This window comes from Serratia ficaria, from assembly GCF_900187015.1.
GTDB lineage: Bacteria > Pseudomonadota > Gammaproteobacteria > Enterobacterales > Enterobacteriaceae > Serratia > Serratia ficaria.
The window spans coordinates 2,441,388-2,461,668 of record NZ_LT906479.1 but is presented as its reverse complement, the minus strand read 5'-3'; the positions used below and the strand labels follow the sequence as shown (position 1 = coordinate 2,461,668).

Below are 20,281 nucleotides of genomic sequence, written 5' to 3'. Positions count from 1 at the left end.
TAAGCCCTTCTCCGCGCCGGCAAGCAATTATTTCTTCATGCTGCCGACCATATCCTCTGGCCGCACCCACAGCGCGAACTGCTCTTCGGTGAGATAGCCCAGCTTCAGCGCGGCGGCCTTCAGCGTCAGCCCTTCCTTATGCGCCTTCTTGGCGATTTCCGCCGCCTTGTCGTAGCCGATGTGGGTGTTGAGCGCGGTCACCAGCATCAGCGATTCGTTCAACAGCTGCGTGATGCGGTCGCGGTTCGGCTCGATCCCCACCGCGCAGTGCTCGTTGAAGCCCTGCATGCCGTCGGCCAGCAGGCGAATCGACTGCAGGTAGTTGTGGATCACCATCGGACGGAACACGTTCAGCTCGAAGTTGCCGGAGGCGCCGCCGATATTGACCGCAACGTCGTTGCCCAGCACCTGGGCGCACAGCATGGTCATGGCTTCGCACTGGGTGGGGTTTACCTTGCCCGGCATGATGGAGCTGCCCGGCTCGTTTTCCGGGATCGAGATCTCGCCGATGCCGCAGCGCGGGCCGGAGGACAGCCAGCGTACGTCGTTGGCGATCTTCATCAGCGAGGCCGCCAGCCCTTTCAGCGCGCCGTGGCCTTGCACCAGCGCGTCGCAGGTCGCCAACGCTTCAAATTTGTTGGGGGCGGTAACGAACGGCTGCCGGGTCAGATCCGCCAACGCTTTGGCGACGCGCACCGCGTATTCCGGGTGGGTGTTCAGGCCGGTGCCGACCGCGGTGCCACCCAGCGCCAGCTCGCAGATATGCGGGATGCCGGCTTCGATATGCTTCAGGTTATGCTCCAGCATCGCCGCCCAGCCGGAAATTTCCTGGCCCAGCGTCAGCGGCGTGGCGTCCTGCAGGTGGGTGCGGCCAATTTTAACGATATCGCGGAAGGCTTCGGCCTTGTCGCTCAGCGTTTTGTGCAGCACCTTCAGCTCGGGGATCAGGTGTTCGCGCAGCGCGATCACCGCCGCCACGTGCATGGCGGTCGGGAATACGTCGTTGGAGCTTTGGCTCTTGTTGACGTCGTCGTTCGGGTGCACCTTGCGCTCTTCGCCGCGTACGCCGCCCAGCAGTTCGCTGGCGCGGTTGGCCAACACCTCGTTCATGTTCATGTTGGTCTGGGTGCCGGAGCCGGTTTGCCAGATCGACAGCGGGAATTCGTCCGCGTGCCGGTCCGCCAGCACCTCATCGGCGGCCTTGACGATGGCGTCGCCGCGTTCGGTCGGCAGCAGGCCCAAATCCATATTCACGGCGGCGGCGGCGCGCTTGGTCAACGCCAGCGCGTGGATCAGCGCGGTCGGCATTTTCTCGCTGGAAATGCGGAAATGCGCCAGAGAGCGCTGGGTCTGCGCCCCCCATAGCCGGTCGGCCGGCACTTCGATGGGTCCCATGGAGTCTTTTTCAATACGAACGGCGGCCATCACTGTCTCCTTAGCATAAGGTCTCGGAATGCAGGGTTACGCCAACGCGCTCACGCCCGTCGGCACGCTCAACCAGTATAGTGACATAATAATTATTCGCATTAAGAGAGTTTTACGTCGGACCAGGCACATAATGATCATCCGCCGCCTGACTTTTGAGAGGCTCGCTATCAGGCTATACTGCGCTGAACCCATTATTTGATCGCGCCCCGCTTCACCGCCGCGGAAACGGGGTATGATGGCTGCTTGCAGGTTATGTTTTTAACCGTATAAAATCAGCCAGTTACTCGGCGAATGCAAAGGATGTTGACCAAGATGCAAAAAATGACCAATTCGGTGCAAAACTACGCCTGGGGCAGCCACGACGCGCTGACACGGCTCTACGGCATCGCCAATCCCAACCGCCAGCCGATGGCCGAATTGTGGATGGGCGCTCACCCGAAAAGCCCTTCCCGCGTGCCGGGCGCCGACGGCGGCTTGCAATCGTTGCGCGATCTGATCGATGCGGACCAGCCGAAACTGCTGGGCGCCGAGGTCGCCGGCCGCTTTGGCGAGCTGCCGTTCCTGTTCAAAGTCCTGTGCGCCGATCAGCCGTTGTCGATTCAGGTGCACCCCAGCAAAAGCGCCGCCGTCGCCGGCTTCGCCAAAGAAAACGCCGCCGGCGTGCCGCTGGATGCGGCGGAGCGCAACTATAAAGACCCCAACCATAAGCCGGAGCTGGTGTTCGCCCTGACGCCGTTTCTGGCGATGAACGGCTTCCGCGAGCTGGCCGATATCGTCGCCCTGCTGCAACCGATCGCCGGCGCGCACCATGATATCGCCGCCTTCCTGCAGCAACCGGACACCGCCCACCTGGCCAGCCTGTTCGCCAGCCTGTTGGCGATGAGCGGCGAGCGAAAATCGCTGGCGCTCGGGGTGCTGAAAGCCGCGTTGAACAACCAGCAGGGCGAACCCTGGGACACCCTGCGCTTTATCGCCGGTTTCTATCCGGACGACAGCGGGCTGTTCGCGCCGCTGCTGCTGAACGTGGTGCGGCTTGAGCCGGGCGAAGCGATGTTCCTGTATGCCGAAACCCCGCACGCCTACCTGAAAGGCGTGGCGCTGGAAGTGATGGCCAATTCGGATAACGTGCTGCGCGCCGGTCTGACGCCGAAATTCATCGATATTCCGGAGCTGTTGGCCAACCTGCAGTTCCGCCCGCAGCCGGCGTCCGGCCTGCTGACCCAGCCGGAACGGCGCGGCGACGAGCTGTTCTTCCCGATCCCGGTAGAGGATTTCGCCTTCTCGCTGCACGATCTTTCCGCAGTGCCGCAGACCCTGGCGCAGAACAGCGCGGCGATCGTTTTCTGCGTTGACGGCGAGGCGACGCTGGAGAAACCGGGGCAGCAGCTGGTGCTGAAGCCGGGCGAGTCCTGCTTTATCGGCGCATTTGAGTCGCCCGTCAGCTGCAGCGGCAGCGGCCGTCTCGCGCGGGTTTACAACCAGCTGTCGTGATCTCTCGGTAAATTTCTGAAAATTGGTTGCTGAAAGAGAGGGTTACCTTCACAATTGAACGCCTGCGGGCGTTTTTTTGTTGGCCCTACTTTGCCCAGCCCTCGGCAACAGACCGAGGGGTTAATAAAGGATGAACAGAACTATGAAAAAATCGTTAGTCGCTGTCAGCGTCATTGTGGTTCTTGGCGCAGCATGGACCGGGGCTTCCTGGTACACCGGCAAACTGATCGAACAACGGATGGGCGAAGTGGTTGACAACGCCAACAGCCAGTTGAAGGTCTACCTGCCGAAGGCCGGGGTCAAGCTGGGTTACGAGAACTACCAGCGCGGCGTCTTCAGCAGTCAAATCCGCTATGTGCTGCGCGCCGACGGCAGCGTGACCACCGACGACGCGGCGCTGAAGCCGGGCGACGAAGTGGCCTTCCTGGAAACCATCGATCACGGCCCGTTCCCCTTCGCACAGCTGAAAAAATTCAACCTGCTGCCGAGCATGGCGTCGGTGCATACCGAGATGGAAAACACCCCGGCGGTGAAAAAGCTGTTTGACATCACCAAAGGCAAATCGCTGTTTACCGCCGATTCGCGCATCTCTTACAGCGGCGATACCTCGTCGGCGATCGACGTGATCCCGCTCGAATACCAGCAAGACAAGTCCGCGCTGAAATTCAGCGGCGCCACCATCAACGCCGACGTTTCGAGCGACATGAAAGCCATCGCCCTGGACGCCAGCAGCGACAGCGCGGTATTCAGCGGCCCGAACGAATTCGGCCAGACCGAGCAGATCAGCTTCCAGGGCGTAAACCTGAAAGGCACCAGCCACGCCAGCCAGTTCGACGTCAACCTCGGCGACCAGACCCTGACCATGAAGCAATTCAAGGTGGCGGTCGACGGTAAAGACACCGTCGCGCTGGACGGCTTCAACCTGGTGAGCAAGTTCGGTGAAACCGGCAGCAACATCGGTGGCCAGGTCGATTACACCATGGATGCGCTGAAGGTGCAGGGCAACGATTTCGGCGCCGGCAAACTGACGCTGAAAATCGACCGGCTGGACGGTAAATCGCTGAAAGAATTCGCCGATCGTTACAACCAGCAGACCATGGCGATGCTGCAACAGGGCCAAAGCCTGGATCCGGCCGCCTACGAGCAGCAGACCACCGACATTCTGCTGCAGAATCTGCCGCTGCTGCTGAAAGGCAACCCAACCGTCAGCATCGCCCCGCTGAGCTGGAAAAACAGCAAGGGCGAGAGCAGCTTCACCCTCGATCTGGCGTTGACCGATCCGGCGCAGGCCGGCTCCCCGGCCGAATCGCCGGACCAGCTGCTTGCCCGGTCGGTTAAAAAGCTGGACGCCAATCTGACCATTCCGGTGGCGATGGCGACCGAAACCACGGCGCAGACCGCGCTGCTGCAGGGTTACAATGCGCAAGACGCGCAGAAGCTGGCGCAACAGCAGGTGCAAGGGCTGGCGGCAATGGGCCAGATGTTCAAACTGACCACCCAGAAAGACGGCGTGATCGGCAGCAGCTTCCACTACGCCGACAATCAGGTCGATCTGAACGGCAACAAGATGTCGCTGCAGGAGTTCATCGGCATGTTCGGCCTGTTGGGCGCGCCGGCGGAAGAAGGCGCACCGGCGCAGGACGCCGTTCCGGCTCCGGCACAGTAATCTCTCTTCAGGGGCCCCTTCGGGCCCCTGCTTCTATCTGGTCCGATACACCGCGTCGCGGATCTGCTGCGGATACAAACCGCACATCCCCTCGAAGGCGGTGTTGGTTAAGACCACCACGCTCAGTTCTTCTTGCGGATCGCAAAACCAATTGTGCCCGTAGACGCCGCCCCAGGTCATGGTCCCCGCACGCTGCGGCGTGGTCGCCAGCCGCTCATCCACCAGCAGCGCGCCGCCAAAGCCGAAGCCCCAGCCCGGCCCCTGCGTTTGCGCCTCTGGCCCGACGTGCGGGCTGCGCATCAATGCCAGGGTTTCCGGCTGCAGGATCCCCTCTCCGCCGTTGCGCAGCGTTTCAACCAGCCGCAGCACGTCATCGGCGTCTCCCACCATGCCGGCGCCGCCGGATGGATAGGCGTTTGGGTTGAGGGCGCGCGAGGGTTGAAACTCCACGTCGGCGCCGAACCCTTCCGGCAACGCCACCCGCTGGCCGTCGCGCAGACGTTGCGGCCCCCCGGCGGTGTTGTAATACGCCGTCGCCAGGTTATCCGCATCCCGGGTATAAAACCCGGTATTGCCCAATCCCAGCGGCTGCGCCACCCAGCGTTCGAACAGCTGCGGCAACGTTTCGTCCGCCGCCTGCTCCAGCACCGCCCCAAGCACGTCGATCGCCAGCGAATAGTTGAATGCGCTGCCCGGCGCCGCCAGCAGCGGCGCCTGCGCCAACAGCCGCAGGTTCTGCTCCAGCGACAGCGCGGACAGCTCCAGGCCGTCTTTGATCCCCAATCGGTGGTAGTCGCCGCCGGCCGGCTGATTCAGGCGATAATCCAATCCGGCGGTATGGCTCAGCAGGTGGCGGATTTTAATTTCCGGCCGCCGGCCATCGGCCAGCGCCGGGGTGAACCACGGCAGCCAATCGCTGACCGCATCGTCCAGGCCGAGCCGGCCTTGTTCAATCATGCGCATCGCCGCCAGCGTGGCGTAAGGTTTGGACACCGACGACAGCCGGAACTGCGTTTCGCGCCGCATCGGCCGCCGTTGCTCGCGATCGGCATAGCCGCAGGCGGAAGCGAAAACCGTTTCGCCGCGCCGGGCGACCAATACCACGCTGCCCACGATGCGGCCCTCAGCGATGGCCCGTTGGCTGGCCGTCGTTATCCGTTGTGCCAATGACTGCTGTTCTGCCGACATGATTTTTACTCTCTGAAGGGGAAGTTAAATCAGTCTAAAGGGGTGACCGTAAAATAAAATAGTCCATAATTTAATGCATCATTAAGCACGGGTTATCAATCCATGAGTTCACTGTTGCAGCTGCTGCCGTTCTTTGAAGCGGTGGCGCGCCTGGGCAGCTTCACCCAGGCGGCCAATCAGTTGGGAGTAACGCCGCCGGCGGTGTCGCAAAATATTCAGGCGCTGGAAAGCCGGCTGGGCGTGCGGCTGTTTCATCGCACCAGCCGTTCGGTGCGGCTCAGCGACGAGGGGCGCATCTTTTACCAACGGGTTTCTCCGGCCATGAGCCAGATAGACGTGGCGGCGGACGACGTGCGCGCCCTGCGCGCTCAGCCGGCCGGCCTGCTGCGCATTACCCTGCCGCAGCTGGCCGCCTCGCTGTTGGTGATGCCGCATCTGGCGGAGTTTCAGCGTCGCTACCCCGAGGTGCAGCTGGAACTGTTTACCGACGATCACTTTTCCGATCTGGTGTTGGGCAGCTTCGATGCCGGTATTCGCATGCACGCCATGCTGCAAAAAGACATGGTGGCGGTGCCGATCGACAACGGCCAGCGGCGGGTGCTGGTCGCCTCGCCGGCTTATCTGGCGCAGCGCGGCGCACCGCAAACACTGGAAGCGCTGGCCGAACACCCGTGCCTGCGCTATCGCTTCCCGGGCAGCGGCAAGCTCGAGCCCTGGTACTTCAACCTGGGCGGCGCACAGCGGGCTTTGGAGGTCAGCGGCAAACTGATTTTCAACGAGGATCGCCTGCTCAAGGACGCGGCGCTGGCGGGTATGGGCATCACCCAGCGCTTTCACGGCACGGTGCTGCGCGAGCTGGCACAGGGGCAACTGGTGGAGCTGCTGGCAGAGTGCGCCAGCGAGGCGCCGGGATTTTACCTCTATTTCCCCGCCGGCCGCCATCTGCCGCTCAAGCTGCGGGTGTTTATCGACTTTATGCGCGAAATGCGCGAACGGCAGTGAACGGCCCAGGGGCTGGCGCCCCTGGGCGTGCAACAATCAGCGCTTATCCAGCGCCTGAACGATGCGGTAGGTCGCCGCAACGCGATCGTCGTTGGGGAACCATTTATTGGCCAGCATCACCACGCCGATCTTCCTGGCCGGGATAAACGCTGCGTAGGTCGAGAAGCCGCCGGTCGAGCCGGTCTTGTTATACCAGCCGGCGGTTTGTTCCGGCTGCGGCGGCGTGATGGCGGTCGCCGGGGTGCCGTTCATGATCATGCCGGCGTTGTTGCCCTCGGTCAGCCGCGCCAGCTCCACCGGATACGGGTAGTTCTCCCACATCAGATCCTGAGTGAACGCCCCGGCCTTGTAATAGCCGATGTGGGTGGCGGCCAGCGCGCTGCGCCATTTATCCGCCACCTTGACCTGCTGCATATTGGCGTCCAGATAGCGGATCAGATCCTGCGCGTTGGATTTGATGCCGTAAGACTCGGCGTCCAGCGGGCCGGGATTGACCCGCACCGGTTTGTCTTCCTTGTCGTAGCCTTGGGCGTAATTGGCCATCTGATCGGCCGGCACGTGGATATAGGTGTGGCTCATGCCCAGCGCCGGCAGCAGCCCCTGCTCCATTGCCTGAGCAAACGGCTGGTCGAGGCTTTTGGCGGTGATCATCCCCAGCATGCCGATGCCGAGGTTGGAATACACCCGGACGCTGCCCGCCGGCTGCTGCGGCCGCCAGTTTTTGTAATAGGCCATCAGCTGCGCGTCGTTGGTGACGTCATCCGGCACGAACAGCGGCAGGCCGGAGGTGTGGGTCGCCAGGTTCAGCAGCGTGACGCCGTCGAACGCGCTGCCGCGCAGCTGCGGCAGATAGCGGCTGGCCGGTTCGCTGAACGACAGCTTCCCCTGCTGCTGCGCATAGGACGCCAACGTGGCGGTGAAGGTTTTGCTCAGCGAGCCGATTTCGAACAGCGTTTGGTTGGTGATTGGCTGGCCGGTCTGCTTCGACGCCACGCCATAGTGATAGAACTGCTGCCGGCCGTCGACCGTCACGGCGATCGCCATGCCCGCTACGCCGTACTTTTTCATCAGCGGCCGGACGATGGCGTCGATATCCTGTTTTTCGGCGGCGTGGCCGGCCGGCAGGATCAGTGCGGCGAGCAACGCGGCCGCCAGGCGGTTCATTTTCGTCATGATAGAAGCTCTTTGGTTGCAGGATACCGGCCGATGACAAAAGATTTTATTGTCATTCTACAGCGGCGCGTCCCTGGATGATGGTGTAGTTCCCTCGCCGATTGCGCTATTACGCAAACGATGCGCAAAATATCGGGGTTTGACGCCGGGTTGACAAGCGATAATAATTTCAGCCAGCATAAAGAAAAACTTATGGCCAATCCGATGCGCAACCGACTTCCCCTCAACGCCCTGCGGGCATTCGAATCCTCCGCCCGCCACCTGAACTTTACCCGCGCCGGGCTGGAACTGAGCGTTACCCAGGCCGCCGTCAGCCAACAGGTGCGCGCGCTGGAGGAACAGCTGGGCATTCAGCTGTTTCGTCGCCTGCCGCGCGGCCTGGATCTGACCGAAGAAGGCCAGGCGCTGCTGCCGGTATTGAGCGACGCCTTCGACCGCATCGAGTCGGTGCTGCAGCAATTTGAGGGGGGGCATTTCCACGAGGTGTTGACGGTGGCGGTGGTCGGCACCTTTGCCGTCGGCTGGCTGATGCCGCGGCTGGCGGCGTTCAGAGAGGCGCATCCGTTTATCGACCTGCGGGTATTGACCAACAACAACCTGGTCAACCTGTCCGCCGACGGCATGGACTTCGCCATTCGCTTCGGCGAGGGGCTGTGGCCCGCCACCCATAACCTGAAGCTGTTCGACGCGCCCCTGACCGTGCTGTGCCCGCCGGCGGTCGCCGCGCGGCTGCAGCGCCCGCAGGATCTGCAACGCGAGCTGCTGATGCGCACCTACCGCAAAGATGAATGGGAGCGCTGGTTCGCCGCCGCCCAGGTGGCGCCCTGGCGCATCAACGGGCCGGTGTTCGACTCGTCCCGGTTGATGGTGGAAGGGGCGATGCAGTGCGGCGGCGTGGCCCTGGCCCCCGCCCGCATGTTTGCCCGCGAGCTGCGGGAAGGCTTGCTGCAGCGGCCGTTCGCCGCCGAAGCCGGCCTCGGCGCCTATTGGCTGACCTACCTGAAATCGCGCGATCTGACCCCGGCGATGAAGACGTTCGTCGGTTGGCTGCGTCGGCAGGCCGAAGAGGAGCTGGAGGGGGGCTAAGCGGAGCCGCGCCGGATCAGCGTCGGCGGCAAAATGACGTTTTGCGGCGGCAAATCGGCGTCGGCGATGCGCTGCAGCAACCGGGTGGCGGCGCTGCGCCCCACTTCGCGCGCCGAGCTGGAAACGAAGGTCAGCGGCGGTTCGGTCAGTTCGGCCTCCGGCACGTCGCCAAAGCCAATCAGCGCCACCTGCTGGCCGTAATAGGCGTCGACCCCCTCCGAGCCGATGCTGCGGCCGCTGCGCACGATGCCGAAATAAGCGCCGAGCGCCACCGAGGCTTTATGGCACACGATGGCGCTGACGTTCGGGTGCTGACGCAGCAGATTTTCCGCCGCTTCCGCCGCATGGCGCTGATGGCAGTCGCATTCGACGATCCAGTCGCTGCGAAACGGCAAACCATACTGCAACAGCGTGGCGCAAAATCCCCCGAGCCGTTCGGCGCGGGTCAATGAATCGCTCTGGCCGCCGAGGTAGGCAATCTGGCTGTGGCCGCGCTTGATCAGGAATTCGGTGGCCATTTTGGCCGCCTGCATGTTGTCCGGGCGCACGACGTCCACTTCGTCCAGGCCGTTGGAGCGCGCCACGCACACCAACGGCACCCCCTGCTCGGCGGCTTTCTCCTTCAGCCCGCCGGCCGAGCGGATGCCGCCCGCCAGCACCATGCCGTCGACGCCGTGCGCCAACAGGCTGTCGAAACAGCGCATCAGCCCCTGGCCGTCGCGCCCGCTCTGGGTCAGGAACAGCACCTTGTCGTGCGCCTCCAGCGCCTCGCTCAGCCCGGCGGTCATTTCCGCGTAAAAGGGCTCGCAAATGTCGCGCAGGATCAGGCCGATCACCCCCGATTCGCCGCCGCGCAGCGTCGCCGCCTGGCGATTGCGCACGTAACCCAGCCTTTCGATCGCCTGATTCACCCGTTCCACCGTGGTCGGTGAAATGCGTCCCTTGCCGCTCAGCACCAGCGAAACCGTGGTGACCGAGACGCCGGCCTGTTGCGCGACATCGGTGATAGTGATCTTTTTGATGGTCATAGCCTCTGCGAACCCGATCCTGGGCAAACTGCGCCTTGATAACCCATGGTATACCGAACCTGTTTGGCCAGTAAAACGATTTACTGGCGCCGACATTGTCGCCGCAAATCCTGCGCCGGAATTGTGATTCGCGGCGCATTTTTGCTAGGTAAAACGTTTTATCTTATTTTTACCTAACAGGGTATCCCTCACTTTTGCACGACTTTTCGCCAGGAGCCGTCGGTTATGCCAGCGTCTAAAAAACAAAAAATCACCCTCTGGGAGTTTTTCCAGAGCCTGGGCAAGACATTCATGCTGCCCGTGGCCCTGCTGTCGTTCTGCGGCATCATGCTGGGGATCGGCAGCTCGCTGAGCAGCCGCGACGTCATCAGCCTGCTGCCGTTTATCGGCCACCCGATCTTCCAACTGATCTTCACCTGGATGAGCAAAATCGGCTCCTTCGCTTTCAGCTTCCTGCCGGTGATGTTCGCCATCGCCATCCCGCTGGGCATGGCGCGCGAGAACAAGGGCGTCGCCGCCTTCTCCGGCTTCGTCGGTTTTGCGGTGCTGAACCTGGCCACCAACTTTTATCTGACCACCGCCGGCATTCTGCCGACCACCGACCCGTTGGTGCTGAAGGCCAACAACGTGCAAAATATCCTGGGCATCCAGTCGATCGACACCGGCATCCTCGGCGCGGTGATCGTCGGCATCATCGTTTATCAGCTGCATGAGCGTTTCCACACCATTCGCCTGCCGGACGCGCTGGCGTTCTTCGGCGGCACCCGCTTCGTGCCGATCGTCACCACCCTGGTGCTGGGCCTGTGCGGCCTGGCTATCCCGCTGATCTGGCCGTGGTTCGCCGCCGGCATCACCGGCCTGGGCTGGGTGATCAACAGCGCCGGCGCCTTTGGCCCGATGCTGTTCGGCACCGGCGAGCGCCTGCTGCTGCCGTTTGGCCTGCAGCACATCCTGGTGGCGCTGATCCGCTTTACCGAAGCGGGCGGCACGCTGGACGTTTGCGGCCACAGCGTCAGCGGCGCGCTGACCATTTTCCAGGCGCAGCTTTCCTGCCCGACCACCGCCGGCTTCGCCGAAAGCGCCACCCGCTTCCTGTCGCAGGGCAAAATGCCGGCGTTCCTCGGCGGCCTGCCGGGGGCGGCGCTGGCGATGTACCACTGCGCCAGGCCGGAAAACCGCCACAAGATTAAGGGCCTGCTGATCTCCGGCGTGGTGGCCTGCGTGGTCGGCGGCACCACCGAACCGATCGAGTTCCTGTTCCTGTTCGTCGCGCCCTTCCTCTACCTGATCCACGCGCTGCTCACCGGTCTGGGCTTTACCCTGATGGCGCTGCTGGGCGTCACCATCGGCAATACCGACGGCAACATCATCGACTTCGTGGTGTTCGGCGTTCTGCACGGCACCGCCACCAAGTGGTATCTGGTGCCGGTGGTGGCCGCCATCTGGTTCGCCGGCTACTACACGCTGTTCCGCTTCGCCATCCGGCGTTTCAACATCAAAACCCCGGGCCGCGAAAGCGACACCGCCGCCGGCCAAAGCGCGCCGCCGGGCGCCGTCGGCAAATCCGGCTACAACGCGCCGGCGATCCTGGCGGCGCTGGGCGGCGGCGGCAATATCGTGACGCTGGACAACTGCATCACCCGCCTGCGGCTGTCGGTCCACGACATGAGCAAGGTGGACGACGCCGCGCTGAAGGCCAACCGCGCCATCGGCGTGGTGCACCTCAACGAACATAATCTGCAGGTGGTGATCGGCCCGCAGGTGCAATCGGTGAAGGATGAATTAGACTCACTGATAGCCGCGGCGCAACCTGCCGCGGAACTGCAGGGAGCGACACATGTTTGATTTTTCCACCCCGGTCGATCGGCACGGCACCTGGTGCACCCAATGGGATTACATCGCCGACCGCTTCGGCAGCGCCGATCTGCTGCCGTTCACCATCTCCGACATGGACTTCGCCACCGCACCCTGCATTCTCGAGGCGCTGCAACAGCGCCTGCGGCACGGGGTGTTGGGTTACAGCCGCTGGCAGCACGAGGATTTCCTCGGCGCGCTGCGCCACTGGTACCAGCAGCGCTTCACGGCGGCTGTCGATACCGCGAGCGCGGTGTACGGCCCCTCGGTGATTTACATGGCGGCGCAGCTGATCCGCCAATGGTCGGCGCCGGGTGAATTCGTGGTCACCCACACCCCGGCCTACGATGCCTTCTACAAGGCGATCCTCGGCAACCAGCGCCAGCTGCTGTCCTGCCCGCTGCACCAGGACGGCGACGACTGGCGCTGCGATATGGCGCATCTGGAGGCGCTGCTGGCGCGGCCGCAGACCAAAATTCTGTTGCTGTGCAGCCCGCACAACCCGACCGGCAAAGTGTGGCGCCGCGAGGAGCTGCAGCAGATGGCCGAGCTGTGCGAACGCCATGAGGTGCGGGTGATCAGCGACGAGATCCATATGGACATGGTCTGGGGCGAGCATCGCCACACGCCGTGGAGCCAGGTGGCGGCCGCGCCCTGGGCGCTGCTGACCTCCGGTTCCAAAAGCTTCAATATTCCGGCGCTGACCGGCGCCTACGGTTTTATCAGCGACGACGCCAGCCGCGAGGCCTATTTCCAGCAGTTGAAGGCGCGCGACGGGCTGTCTTCGCCGGCGGTGCTGGCGGTGGCGGCGCATGTCGCCGCCTATCGTCACGGCGCCCCCTGGCTGGACGCGCTGCGCGACTATCTGCAGGACAACCTGCGCTACGTCGCTGAGCGGCTGAGCCGGGCCTTCCCGACGCTCGGCTGGCGGCCGCCGCAGGCCACCTACCTGGCCTGGATCGATCTGCGGCCGCTGGCGATTGACGATCGGGCGCTGCAGCAGGTGCTGATCGAGCGCGAAAAGGTGGCCATCATGCCGGGCTTTACCTACGGCGAAGAGGGGCGCGGTTTTTTGCGGCTCAACGTCGGCTGCCCGCGCAGCAAGCTGGAGGCCGGCATGGACAAGCTGATTGCCGGCCTGCAGTTTGTTCGGGATGGCGCCTAAGCCCGCCGTTTTTACCGCACCGCCTGCGGGATCTCCTCCAGGCGGCGATACACCGCCAACCCCCACTCGTCGGCCACCTGCAGGTCCTTGTCCGCGCCGGCGGAAGCGCCCTCGATGCGGTACACCGCCTGGCACTGGGCGATCAGCCGGTGGGCCACCGGATAAAGGTACTCTTGGCAGATAGCGTCGCCATGCTCGGTCGAACCGGCCGCGACCGCCAGCGGCAGCGCCAGCCATTCGCCGATCACCGGCACATGGCCGCGCTGATACACCTGCAGCGCCGCCTGCTCCAGCCGCCGCAGATTGGCGGCGATGCGTTGCGGATCGCCGTCGGTGCCGCTGCGATAAGGGCCGGCGATCAGGATCAGTTGCGCTTTCATGGCGTCTCCTCCAGGGTGCGGTTAAGGGCGACATACTGCAGCAGCATGATGGTCTTGGCGTCGACGATGGTCCCCCGCCGAATCGCCTGCAGCGCTTGCTCCAGCGGCAATTCCAGCACCTCCAGATCTTCCCCCTCGGCCTCCACCCCGCCGCCGCCGTCAATCCGATCGGCGGCCCGGTATTCGCCGAGGAAAAAGTGCAGCTTTTCGGTCACCGAACCGGGGCTCATGTAAGCCTCGAACACCTTCTGCACGTTTTGCACGCGATAGCCGGTTTCCTCTTCCACTTCGGCGCGGATGCGTTCTTCCGGCGAGGCGTTGTCCAGCAGCCCGGCGGCGGCTTCGATCAGCATGCCGTCGTGGCCGTTGACGAACGCCGGGAAGCGGAACTGACGGGTCAGCACCACCGTCTGCGCCTGGCGATTGAACAGCAAAATAGCGGCGCCATCGCCGCGGTCGTAGGTCTCGCGGCTTTGCCGCTGCCAGACCCCGTCGCGCCGCAGATAATCGAAGGTGGTTTTTTTCAGCAGGTACCAGTCGTCGGACAACACCCGGGTTTCGACAATGCGAACCCGATCTTTGGTGGCTATCATTGATGCAACTCCGTCATACAGGAAAGGAAATTGATACTATCGTGCAATTTCGTGTATGATCAAGATATTTCGTGCAAACAAGATTTAAGGACGTCGCATGCTCACCAGCCAGCGCAAAAAAATCATTCTGGAGAAACTCGCTCAGGACGGCCAGGTGCTGGCCAAGCAGCTCAGCGAAATGTTCGGCTTATCGGAAGACACCCTGCGGCGCGATCTGCGCGAGCTGGACGCCGAAGGCCTGTTGCAAAGGGTGCACGGCGGCGCGCTGCCGGTGTCTTCCGCCATCGCCAGCTTCGCCGAACGCAATAAGCTCGAGTCCGGCGCCAAGCGTGCGATAGCCAAGGCCGCCGCGGCGATGATCCTGCCCGGTCAGGTGGTGATTATCGACGGCGGCACCACTTCCGCCGAGTTGGTGAAACAGCTGCCGCCCAATCTGAACGCCACCATCGTCACCCACAGCCCCAGCGTGGCGGTCGGGTTGGTTGAGCATCCCTCGGTGGAGGTGATCCTGATCGGCGGCCGGTTGTACAAACATTCGATCGTCAGCGTCGGCGCCGCCGCGGTGGAGGCGATGTCGCATATCCGCGCGGATATCTACTTTATGGGCGTTACCGGGGTGCATCCCACCGCCGGACTGAGCACCGGCGATCTGGAAGAGGCCTATATCAAACGCGCGTTGGCGGCCCGGGCGGCGGAAACCGTGGTGCTGGCCTCGGCCGCCAAGCTCAACGCCGCCTCGCAGTATGCGATTGGCGATATCAGCCTGGCGCAAACCATCATCGTCGAACGCGCCACCGACGACGCGCTGACGGCGCCGCTGCTGCAGGCCGGCGTTAGCGTGCTGAAAGCCTGATGCGCCGCCTGCCGGGCCGCCCGCGTGCGGGCCGCAGGCGCAATCCGGCGCTGCATAGCGGCTAAGCCGCGATAAAATGCGAGTAATATCACAATTCTTTCACCCGACCGGTCGCCGCCGGATTATTTTTCCCTTCCCGTGCGCCATTCAGCCAATGATTGGCTCAACCCAATGATTTAAATAAAAATTCCGTTTCCATTCATTTACCCGACCGCGGATTAAAATGTGACTGACATCACTTAAATGCGGCTGACGCAGAGGCTGTCAAGCCAGCGCGGAACTATTTTTGTGATTGTTTTGTGATGTCGCCTGCAAATTTTGCCCATGCCAAAAATAACAATGGCGTCAACGGAAATTGCGGGAGAAATCAGAATGAAGCTCGGCATGATAATAAGCGGTGGCGACGTCACCGGCATTAACAACTTTATTTTCCAGCTCGCCAAGCTGACCCAGGCTGAGATGGTTTTATTCGATGGTGGAATATCCGGACTTTTAGCCAATCGGCACCATTCCATTTCGTTTCGCGATCTGGCTGACTTTTCCATTTCGCCGATGCCGGTTATTTCTTCGGGGCGCACCGAGCGAAAATTGCAGGCCGCTGAATATGAAACCATCGCCAAACAGCTTAAAACCTTGCATGTCGACGTGCTTATTATGGCCGGCGGCGACGGCTCGCTGCAGTTCCTGAATACGCTCAGCGAATTCGGCGTCAATTGCTTCGGCGTGGGCATGACCATCGACAACGACGTTTACGGCAGTTGCTACACCATCGGCTTTTCCACCGCCTGCGAGCAGATCGTCAAAGAGGTCTCCAGGCTGCGGAACACCGGGCGCGCCCTGCCGGGCCGGGTGTTTATGGTCGAGCTGCTGGGCGGCTACTGCGGTGAGCTGACGCTGCAGTCGGCCATCAAATCCAACGCCGACTTCGCGCTGATCCCCGAATGCCAACAGCCGCTGCAGGCGCTGGCGGACAAGGTGAAGCGCCGGCTGGAACAGCAAAACAGCGTCGTCATCCTCTGTTCCGAGGGCTACACCAAAGAATACTCGCCCGGCTTTCAGGGCGCTATCGACACCATGATAGCCAGGCTGGAACCGAAGATCGGCGTGCGCATCCGCAAAACCATCGTCGGCTACGGCCTGCGTAACGGCGATCCCACTGGAGAAGAAATTTATCAGGGCACAATCATGGCCAGCGAAGTCGTGCGCTGCATTAATTCCGGAATGAAGAACAAGGCGGTGATTATCAACGCCAGCAATCAACCTATTCCGATCGATTTAATCAGCATGCAAAAACGCCTGGTTAATACCGAAGGACACCATTACAAACTCGCCAGGCAATTAAATATAATCTGAGGAGATGTCCCATGCTTAAAATATTGTGTGTTTGCGGCTGCGGCTTAGGCTCCAGCTTCGCTATCGAAATGAGCGCAAAAGCGGTGCTGAAAAAGCTTGAGATAGATGCCGATATCGATCACACCACGATCTCGGAGGCCGGCGCCTTTAAGTCAGATATTATTCTCACCCAAAAAACCTTCGCGGATATTTTAAACGCCGACGCCAGCGAGGAAGAAAAGAAACGCGTCATTATTCTGAACCGGCTGACGGACAAAACGGAAATAGAACAAAAGATCGTGGCATTTCTAAAAGAACGGGACAGCAAGGAAACGCCTAATGAATAGCCTGATTGATTTTATCGTCCGCGATCTGCTCGGCCAGGCGTCGATCCTGATCGCTTTCATCGCCATGCTGGGGCTGCTGCTGCAGAAAAAATCCCCCGGCAAAGTGGCCGAAGGCACCTTCAAAACGCTGCTCGGCTTTCTGATCATGATGGCCGGCATCAATATCATCGTCAGCGCGCTGAGCTATCTGAACAGCATTTTCACCCAGGGTTTCGGCATGACCGGCTACATCACCGACGTCGCCGCCATCGCCGGCCTGGCCAACCGCGAGCTGGGCTCCGAGGTCGCTCTCACGCTGATGACCATCTTCGCGGTCAATATCATCGTCGCTCGTCTGACGCCGTTCAAATACATCTTCCTGACCGGCCAGGCGCTGCTGTGGATGGCTACCATCGGCGCGGTGATCGGCTATAAAGCCGGGCTGACCGGCATGCCGTTGATCCTCACCGGCGGCGTTTTCGGCGGCGTGATGGCGGTGTTGATGCCGGCATTGGCGCAGCCGGTGGTGCGCAAGATCACCGGTTCCGACGAGGTGGCGCTGGGGCATTTTTGCACGCTCGGTTATCTGGTGCAGGCCGCCGTCGCCAAGGTGGTGGGCAAAGGCTCCCGCTCGACGGAAGATCTGGAGCTGCCCGATAATTTCAAATTCCTGCAGGACACTTACCTGTCGATGGCGGTGGTGATGATCCCGATGTATCTGATCCCCGCGCTGGCCGCAGGCCCGCAGTATATCGCCCAGTTCGCCGGCGGCATGAATTACCTGATGTACAGCTTTATGCAGGCCATTCAGTTCGTCGCCGGGGTATTCATTCTCTACAGCGGCGTGCGCCTGCTGTTGAACGAGCTGGTGCCGGCCTTCCGCGGCATCGCCATGCGCATCGTCCCGGACGCGCGGCCGGCGCTGGATTGCCCGGTGCTGTTCCCCTACGCGCCCAACGCGGTGATCGTCGGTTTCCTGGCCACCACGCTCGGCTCCATCATCGGCATGTTGGTCTTCCCGATGTTCGGCCTGGCGATGATCCTGCCGGGGCTGCTGACCAACTTCTTCGCCGGCGGCACCGCAGGCATCTTCGGCAACGCGCTCGGCGGGCGACGCGGCGCGATGATTGGCGGCGTGGTGCACGGTCTGTTCATCACCTTCCTGCCGGCCATCCTGGTGCCGATGCTGGAGAGCTACGGCTTTGTCGGCGTGACCTTCAGCGATTCCGACGTCATCGGCAGCGGCCTGGTGCTGGGACACGCCTTCCAGGGCAACTGGGGCCTCATCGCCCTGTTCATCGTCTTCATCACGCTGCTCGCGTGGTTCGTCAACGGCAAGTCAACCCAACACCATGAGGAAAAAATCCATGACACTCTATAACTTCAATGAGCTGCTGCCGGTCGCCAGACAGCGCCACTTCAAGGCCATCGGCTCGTTTAACCTGCACTGCCTGGAAATGCTGCCGGCCTTTTTCAAGGCGGCGCGCCTGACCGACAGCCCGTTGATGATCCAAATCTCCACCGGCACCGCCGAGTATCTGGGTTACCGGCTGCTGGTTGACGCGGTGCGCTCGCTGGCGCAAAGCGAGGGGGTGCCTACCTGCCTGCACCTTGACCACTGCTCGGACATCGCCGCCATCCAAACGGCGATCGAGGCCGGCTTCAGCTCGGTGATGTACGACGGCTCGCACCTGGAAATGGCGGAAAATATCGCCAACACCCGCCGGGTGATCGACCTCGCCCGCCAGCACAATGTGTCCGTAGAGGCCGAACTGGGGGCCATCGGCGGCGCCGAGGACGGCAAGGCGGTGGCGGAAGAGGATATTTGCTTCACCACGGTGGAAGACGCCAGGCGCTTTGTCGATGAAACCGGCGTAGACATGCTGGCGGTCTCGGTCGGCACCGTACACGGACTGTATACCGGCAAGGCGCATATCCAGCACCAGCGGCTGGCCGAAATCACCGCCGCCACCCGCACGCCGTTGGTGCTGCATGGCGGTACCGGCGTCAGCGATGAAGATATGCGCCGGGCGGTGGCCGGCGGCATCGAGAAGGTCAACGTCGGAACGGAAATGAACGTTCAGTGGGTCGACAGATGCAAACGCACCTTCGAACAGGGAAAGGTGAACGACAGCGTGCGCAAATTTCTGATCCCGGCCAATGACGCGGTCACCCAGGTGCTGACGGAAAAAATCAACCTGTTCAAATAACACATCATCAACGCAAATACGTTCAATCATTCAATAAACCCTGGTGCCCCGGCACCCGTCGGGGCTGGAGACGATCATGTTTGAATTTATCAAACGTCGGCGGGAACGGCATGCAACGTCCGCCGCAGAATATGATGCCGAAGCCAGTAAAATAGCGGACGAGATCAAACGGTTGGAATTGACATTGGCGCAAAACCCGCGAGACGGGGAATGCCAAAAACGATTAATGCTGGCATATAACCGCGCGCTGAAAATTTACGCCAAGAGCCTTGCGCATCGCCAGGGTATCGATGAGCTGTTCGTCAAAATGGATGAGCTGCGCAATATCATCAGGAAATCACTCTGAGGGAACATGATGACGATAAAACAATTATTGGTCGAGGCCGGCGCCATTCAGGTCGGGGTGCGCGAAAGCGACTGGCGGGCGGTGATTGCCCTGGCGGCGCGCCCGCTGGTCGAACAAGGCTATATCCGCCCTTCTTATTATCAGGCGGTGATCGGCAATACCCTCGACCATGGCGCTTATTATGTCTTTGACGAAGGGATCGCTATTCCCCATGCTCGCCCCGAATGCGGCGTCATCAAAAACTGCTTCAGCCTGGTATTGCTGGAACAGCCGATTGCCTTTCAGGACAGCGAGAAAGCCGACATCGTGATCCTGTTTGGCGCGACCGACGGCAACCGGCATATTCAGGACGGGATACGCGCCATCGTCGAGCTGCTGGATAATCAGGAACGTCTGGCAAGACTGCGGGCGGCGACGCACTGGCGGCAGGTGGTGGAGATATTATGAGCCGATTCGTTTCCCCCGCCGCCGGCAAGAGCGTCATTTTGGTCAACGGCGTGCCCGCCTCGGGCAAGAGCACCGTCGCCCGCGCCCTGTCGCAGCGCTTTGCTCTGCCCTATTTGACGCTGGACGGCATCAAGGAGCCGTTTATGTCCTGTCTCGGTGACATTGACCGCGCGCAGAACCGGGCGCTGGGCTGCGCCGCCTATCAGGCTATCTGGTCGGTGGTGGCGCAGGGGCCGCAGGGCTGCGCCTGGGTAATCGACGCCTGGTTCGGCTTCCAGCCCCGCGAAGCGCTGAGCCGCTACCTGCGGGAAGCGGGCGTCACCCAGGTGCTGGAGGTGTGGAATCAGGTCTCCGGCGCCCTGGCCGCCGAACGCTACGCCAGCCGGCTGGGGCAGCGCGTCAAGGGGCACCCCGGCGAAGAATATCTGCCGGAGCTGCGTGCGCTGGCCGAGCGGGCAACGCCGATGGCGCTGGGGCCGGTGTTCCTGGTCGAACAGGGGCCATCGCCGGATATCGACGGCCTCGCCGATTGGCTCGCCGCCCATGCGACGCAACGCGACCGGCGGCCAGGATGCCGATGCGAATGAACGGCCGAAAATGCGGCAAACGCCGCATTATTTGTGATTGTCATCACTTTTTTATGTAACGAAATGGCAATTTTCATCCATTTGTTTTTATACTGATATGCACTTTACCTACAACAAAATAACGAG

20 protein-coding genes are annotated in these 20,281 nt (G+C 61.9%); 14 read left to right on the top strand and 6 right to left on the bottom strand.

From position 1 onward, the window contains the following. Nucleotides 1-27 precede the first annotated feature (27 nt). Nucleotides 28-1,425 (bottom strand): class II fumarate hydratase, encoded by a 1,398-nt coding sequence (gene fumC, locus CKW09_RS11680; protein WP_095097346.1) that lies wholly within the window; start codon nucleotides 1,423-1,425, stop codon nucleotides 28-30. 315 nt (nucleotides 1,426-1,740) lie between these two features. On the opposite strand from fumC, the gene manA reads away from it, so the two are divergent. Beyond that, complete coding sequence (gene manA / locus CKW09_RS11675) at nucleotides 1,741-2,919, top strand: mannose-6-phosphate isomerase (protein WP_095100132.1); 1,179 nt, start codon at nucleotides 1,741-1,743, stop codon at nucleotides 2,917-2,919. Between the two features lie 142 nt (nucleotides 2,920-3,061). Beyond that, a complete protein-coding gene (locus CKW09_RS11670) occupies nucleotides 3,062-4,585 on the top strand; it encodes a YdgA family protein (protein WP_061795613.1) in 1,524 nt (507 codons plus the stop codon). Between the two features lie 33 nt (nucleotides 4,586-4,618). On the opposite strand, the gene CKW09_RS11665 is transcribed toward CKW09_RS11670, so the two are convergent. Then, nucleotides 4,619-5,773, bottom strand: coding sequence for a serine hydrolase domain-containing protein (locus tag CKW09_RS11665; RefSeq protein WP_095097343.1), 1,155 nt, complete (start codon nucleotides 5,771-5,773; stop codon nucleotides 4,619-4,621). Nucleotides 5,774-5,875: 102 nt separating this feature from the next. Here CKW09_RS11665 and CKW09_RS11660 point away from each other — a divergent pair, with 102 nt between their 5' ends. After that, nucleotides 5,876-6,775, top strand: coding sequence for a LysR family transcriptional regulator (locus CKW09_RS11660; protein ID WP_095097340.1), 900 nt, complete (start codon nucleotides 5,876-5,878; stop codon nucleotides 6,773-6,775). 36 nt (nucleotides 6,776-6,811) lie between these two features. On the opposite strand, the gene ampC is transcribed toward CKW09_RS11660, so the two are convergent. Next, a complete protein-coding gene (gene ampC / locus CKW09_RS11655; protein WP_061795610.1) occupies nucleotides 6,812-7,948 on the bottom strand; it encodes a class C beta-lactamase in 1,137 nt (378 codons plus the stop codon). A 192-nt stretch (nucleotides 7,949-8,140) separates the two neighbouring features. Here ampC and CKW09_RS11650 point away from each other — a divergent pair, with 192 nt between their 5' ends. Then, nucleotides 8,141-9,034 (top strand): LysR family transcriptional regulator, encoded by an 894-nt coding sequence (locus CKW09_RS11650; protein ID WP_181907835.1) that lies wholly within the window; start codon nucleotides 8,141-8,143, stop codon nucleotides 9,032-9,034. Here CKW09_RS11650 and CKW09_RS11645 read toward each other — a convergent pair. Then, nucleotides 9,031-10,062 carry a Mal regulon transcriptional regulator MalI gene (locus CKW09_RS11645; protein WP_061795609.1) on the bottom strand — a complete coding sequence of 344 codons (1,032 nt, stop codon included), beginning with the start codon at nucleotides 10,060-10,062 and terminating at the stop codon, nucleotides 9,031-9,033. The genes CKW09_RS11650 and CKW09_RS11645 overlap by 4 nt on opposite strands. A 225-nt stretch (nucleotides 10,063-10,287) precedes the next feature. Here CKW09_RS11645 and malX point away from each other — a divergent pair, with 225 nt between their 5' ends. Together malX and CKW09_RS11635 are read left to right on the top strand one after the other, a co-directional pair. Beyond that, on the top strand, nucleotides 10,288-11,907 hold the full coding sequence (gene malX, locus CKW09_RS11640; protein WP_061795608.1) for a maltose/glucose-specific PTS transporter subunit IIBC: 1,620 nt from the start codon (nucleotides 10,288-10,290) through the stop codon (nucleotides 11,905-11,907). Then, a complete protein-coding gene (locus tag CKW09_RS11635) occupies nucleotides 11,900-13,081 on the top strand; it encodes a MalY/PatB family protein (RefSeq protein ID WP_061795607.1) in 1,182 nt (393 codons plus the stop codon). The genes malX and CKW09_RS11635 overlap by 8 nt, the downstream gene beginning before the upstream one ends. An 11-nt stretch (nucleotides 13,082-13,092) precedes the next feature. Here CKW09_RS11635 and CKW09_RS11630 read toward each other — a convergent pair whose 3' ends face one another. After that, nucleotides 13,093-13,461 (bottom strand): NUDIX hydrolase, encoded by a 369-nt coding sequence (locus tag CKW09_RS11630; RefSeq protein WP_095097337.1) that lies wholly within the window; start codon nucleotides 13,459-13,461, stop codon nucleotides 13,093-13,095. Further along, complete coding sequence (locus CKW09_RS11625) at nucleotides 13,458-14,054, bottom strand: NUDIX domain-containing protein (protein ID WP_061795605.1); 597 nt, start codon at nucleotides 14,052-14,054, stop codon at nucleotides 13,458-13,460. The genes CKW09_RS11630 and CKW09_RS11625 overlap by 4 nt, the downstream gene beginning before the upstream one ends. Nucleotides 14,055-14,151: 97 nt before the next feature. Between CKW09_RS11625 and CKW09_RS11620 the strand changes: the two genes are divergently transcribed. The 8 genes from CKW09_RS11620 (at nucleotide 14,152) to CKW09_RS11585 (ending at nucleotide 20,155) form a co-directional block, all read left to right on the top strand. Beyond that, nucleotides 14,152-14,907 carry a DeoR/GlpR family DNA-binding transcription regulator gene (locus CKW09_RS11620; RefSeq protein WP_061795604.1) on the top strand — a complete coding sequence of 252 codons (756 nt, stop codon included), beginning with the start codon at nucleotides 14,152-14,154 and terminating at the stop codon, nucleotides 14,905-14,907. A gap of 372 nt (nucleotides 14,908-15,279) precedes the next feature. Next, nucleotides 15,280-16,260, top strand: coding sequence for a 6-phosphofructokinase (locus CKW09_RS11615; protein WP_061795603.1), 981 nt, complete (start codon nucleotides 15,280-15,282; stop codon nucleotides 16,258-16,260). Between the two features lie 11 nt (nucleotides 16,261-16,271). After that, nucleotides 16,272-16,586: a PTS sugar transporter subunit IIB gene (locus CKW09_RS11610; protein WP_061795602.1), complete on the top strand. Its 315-nt coding sequence runs from the start codon at nucleotides 16,272-16,274 to the stop codon at nucleotides 16,584-16,586. Continuing rightward, nucleotides 16,579-17,946, top strand: coding sequence for a PTS sugar transporter subunit IIC (locus tag CKW09_RS11605; protein ID WP_061795601.1), 1,368 nt, complete (start codon nucleotides 16,579-16,581; stop codon nucleotides 17,944-17,946). The genes CKW09_RS11610 and CKW09_RS11605 overlap by 8 nt, the downstream gene beginning before the upstream one ends. Beyond that, a complete protein-coding gene (locus CKW09_RS11600) occupies nucleotides 17,933-18,775 on the top strand; it encodes a class II fructose-bisphosphate aldolase (RefSeq protein ID WP_061795600.1) in 843 nt (280 codons plus the stop codon). The genes CKW09_RS11605 and CKW09_RS11600 overlap by 14 nt, the downstream gene beginning before the upstream one ends. A 76-nt stretch (nucleotides 18,776-18,851) precedes the next feature. Continuing rightward, nucleotides 18,852-19,121, top strand: coding sequence for a hypothetical protein (locus CKW09_RS11595; RefSeq protein ID WP_061795599.1), 270 nt, complete (start codon nucleotides 18,852-18,854; stop codon nucleotides 19,119-19,121). A gap of 9 nt (nucleotides 19,122-19,130) precedes the next feature. Beyond that, complete coding sequence (locus CKW09_RS11590; protein ID WP_061795683.1) at nucleotides 19,131-19,568, top strand: PTS sugar transporter subunit IIA; 438 nt, start codon at nucleotides 19,131-19,133, stop codon at nucleotides 19,566-19,568. Continuing rightward, nucleotides 19,565-20,155: an AAA family ATPase gene (locus CKW09_RS11585; protein ID WP_061795598.1), complete on the top strand. Its 591-nt coding sequence runs from the start codon at nucleotides 19,565-19,567 to the stop codon at nucleotides 20,153-20,155. Before CKW09_RS11590 ends, CKW09_RS11585 begins: the two co-directional genes overlap by 4 nt. The last annotated feature ends 126 nt before the right edge of the window (nucleotides 20,156-20,281 follow it).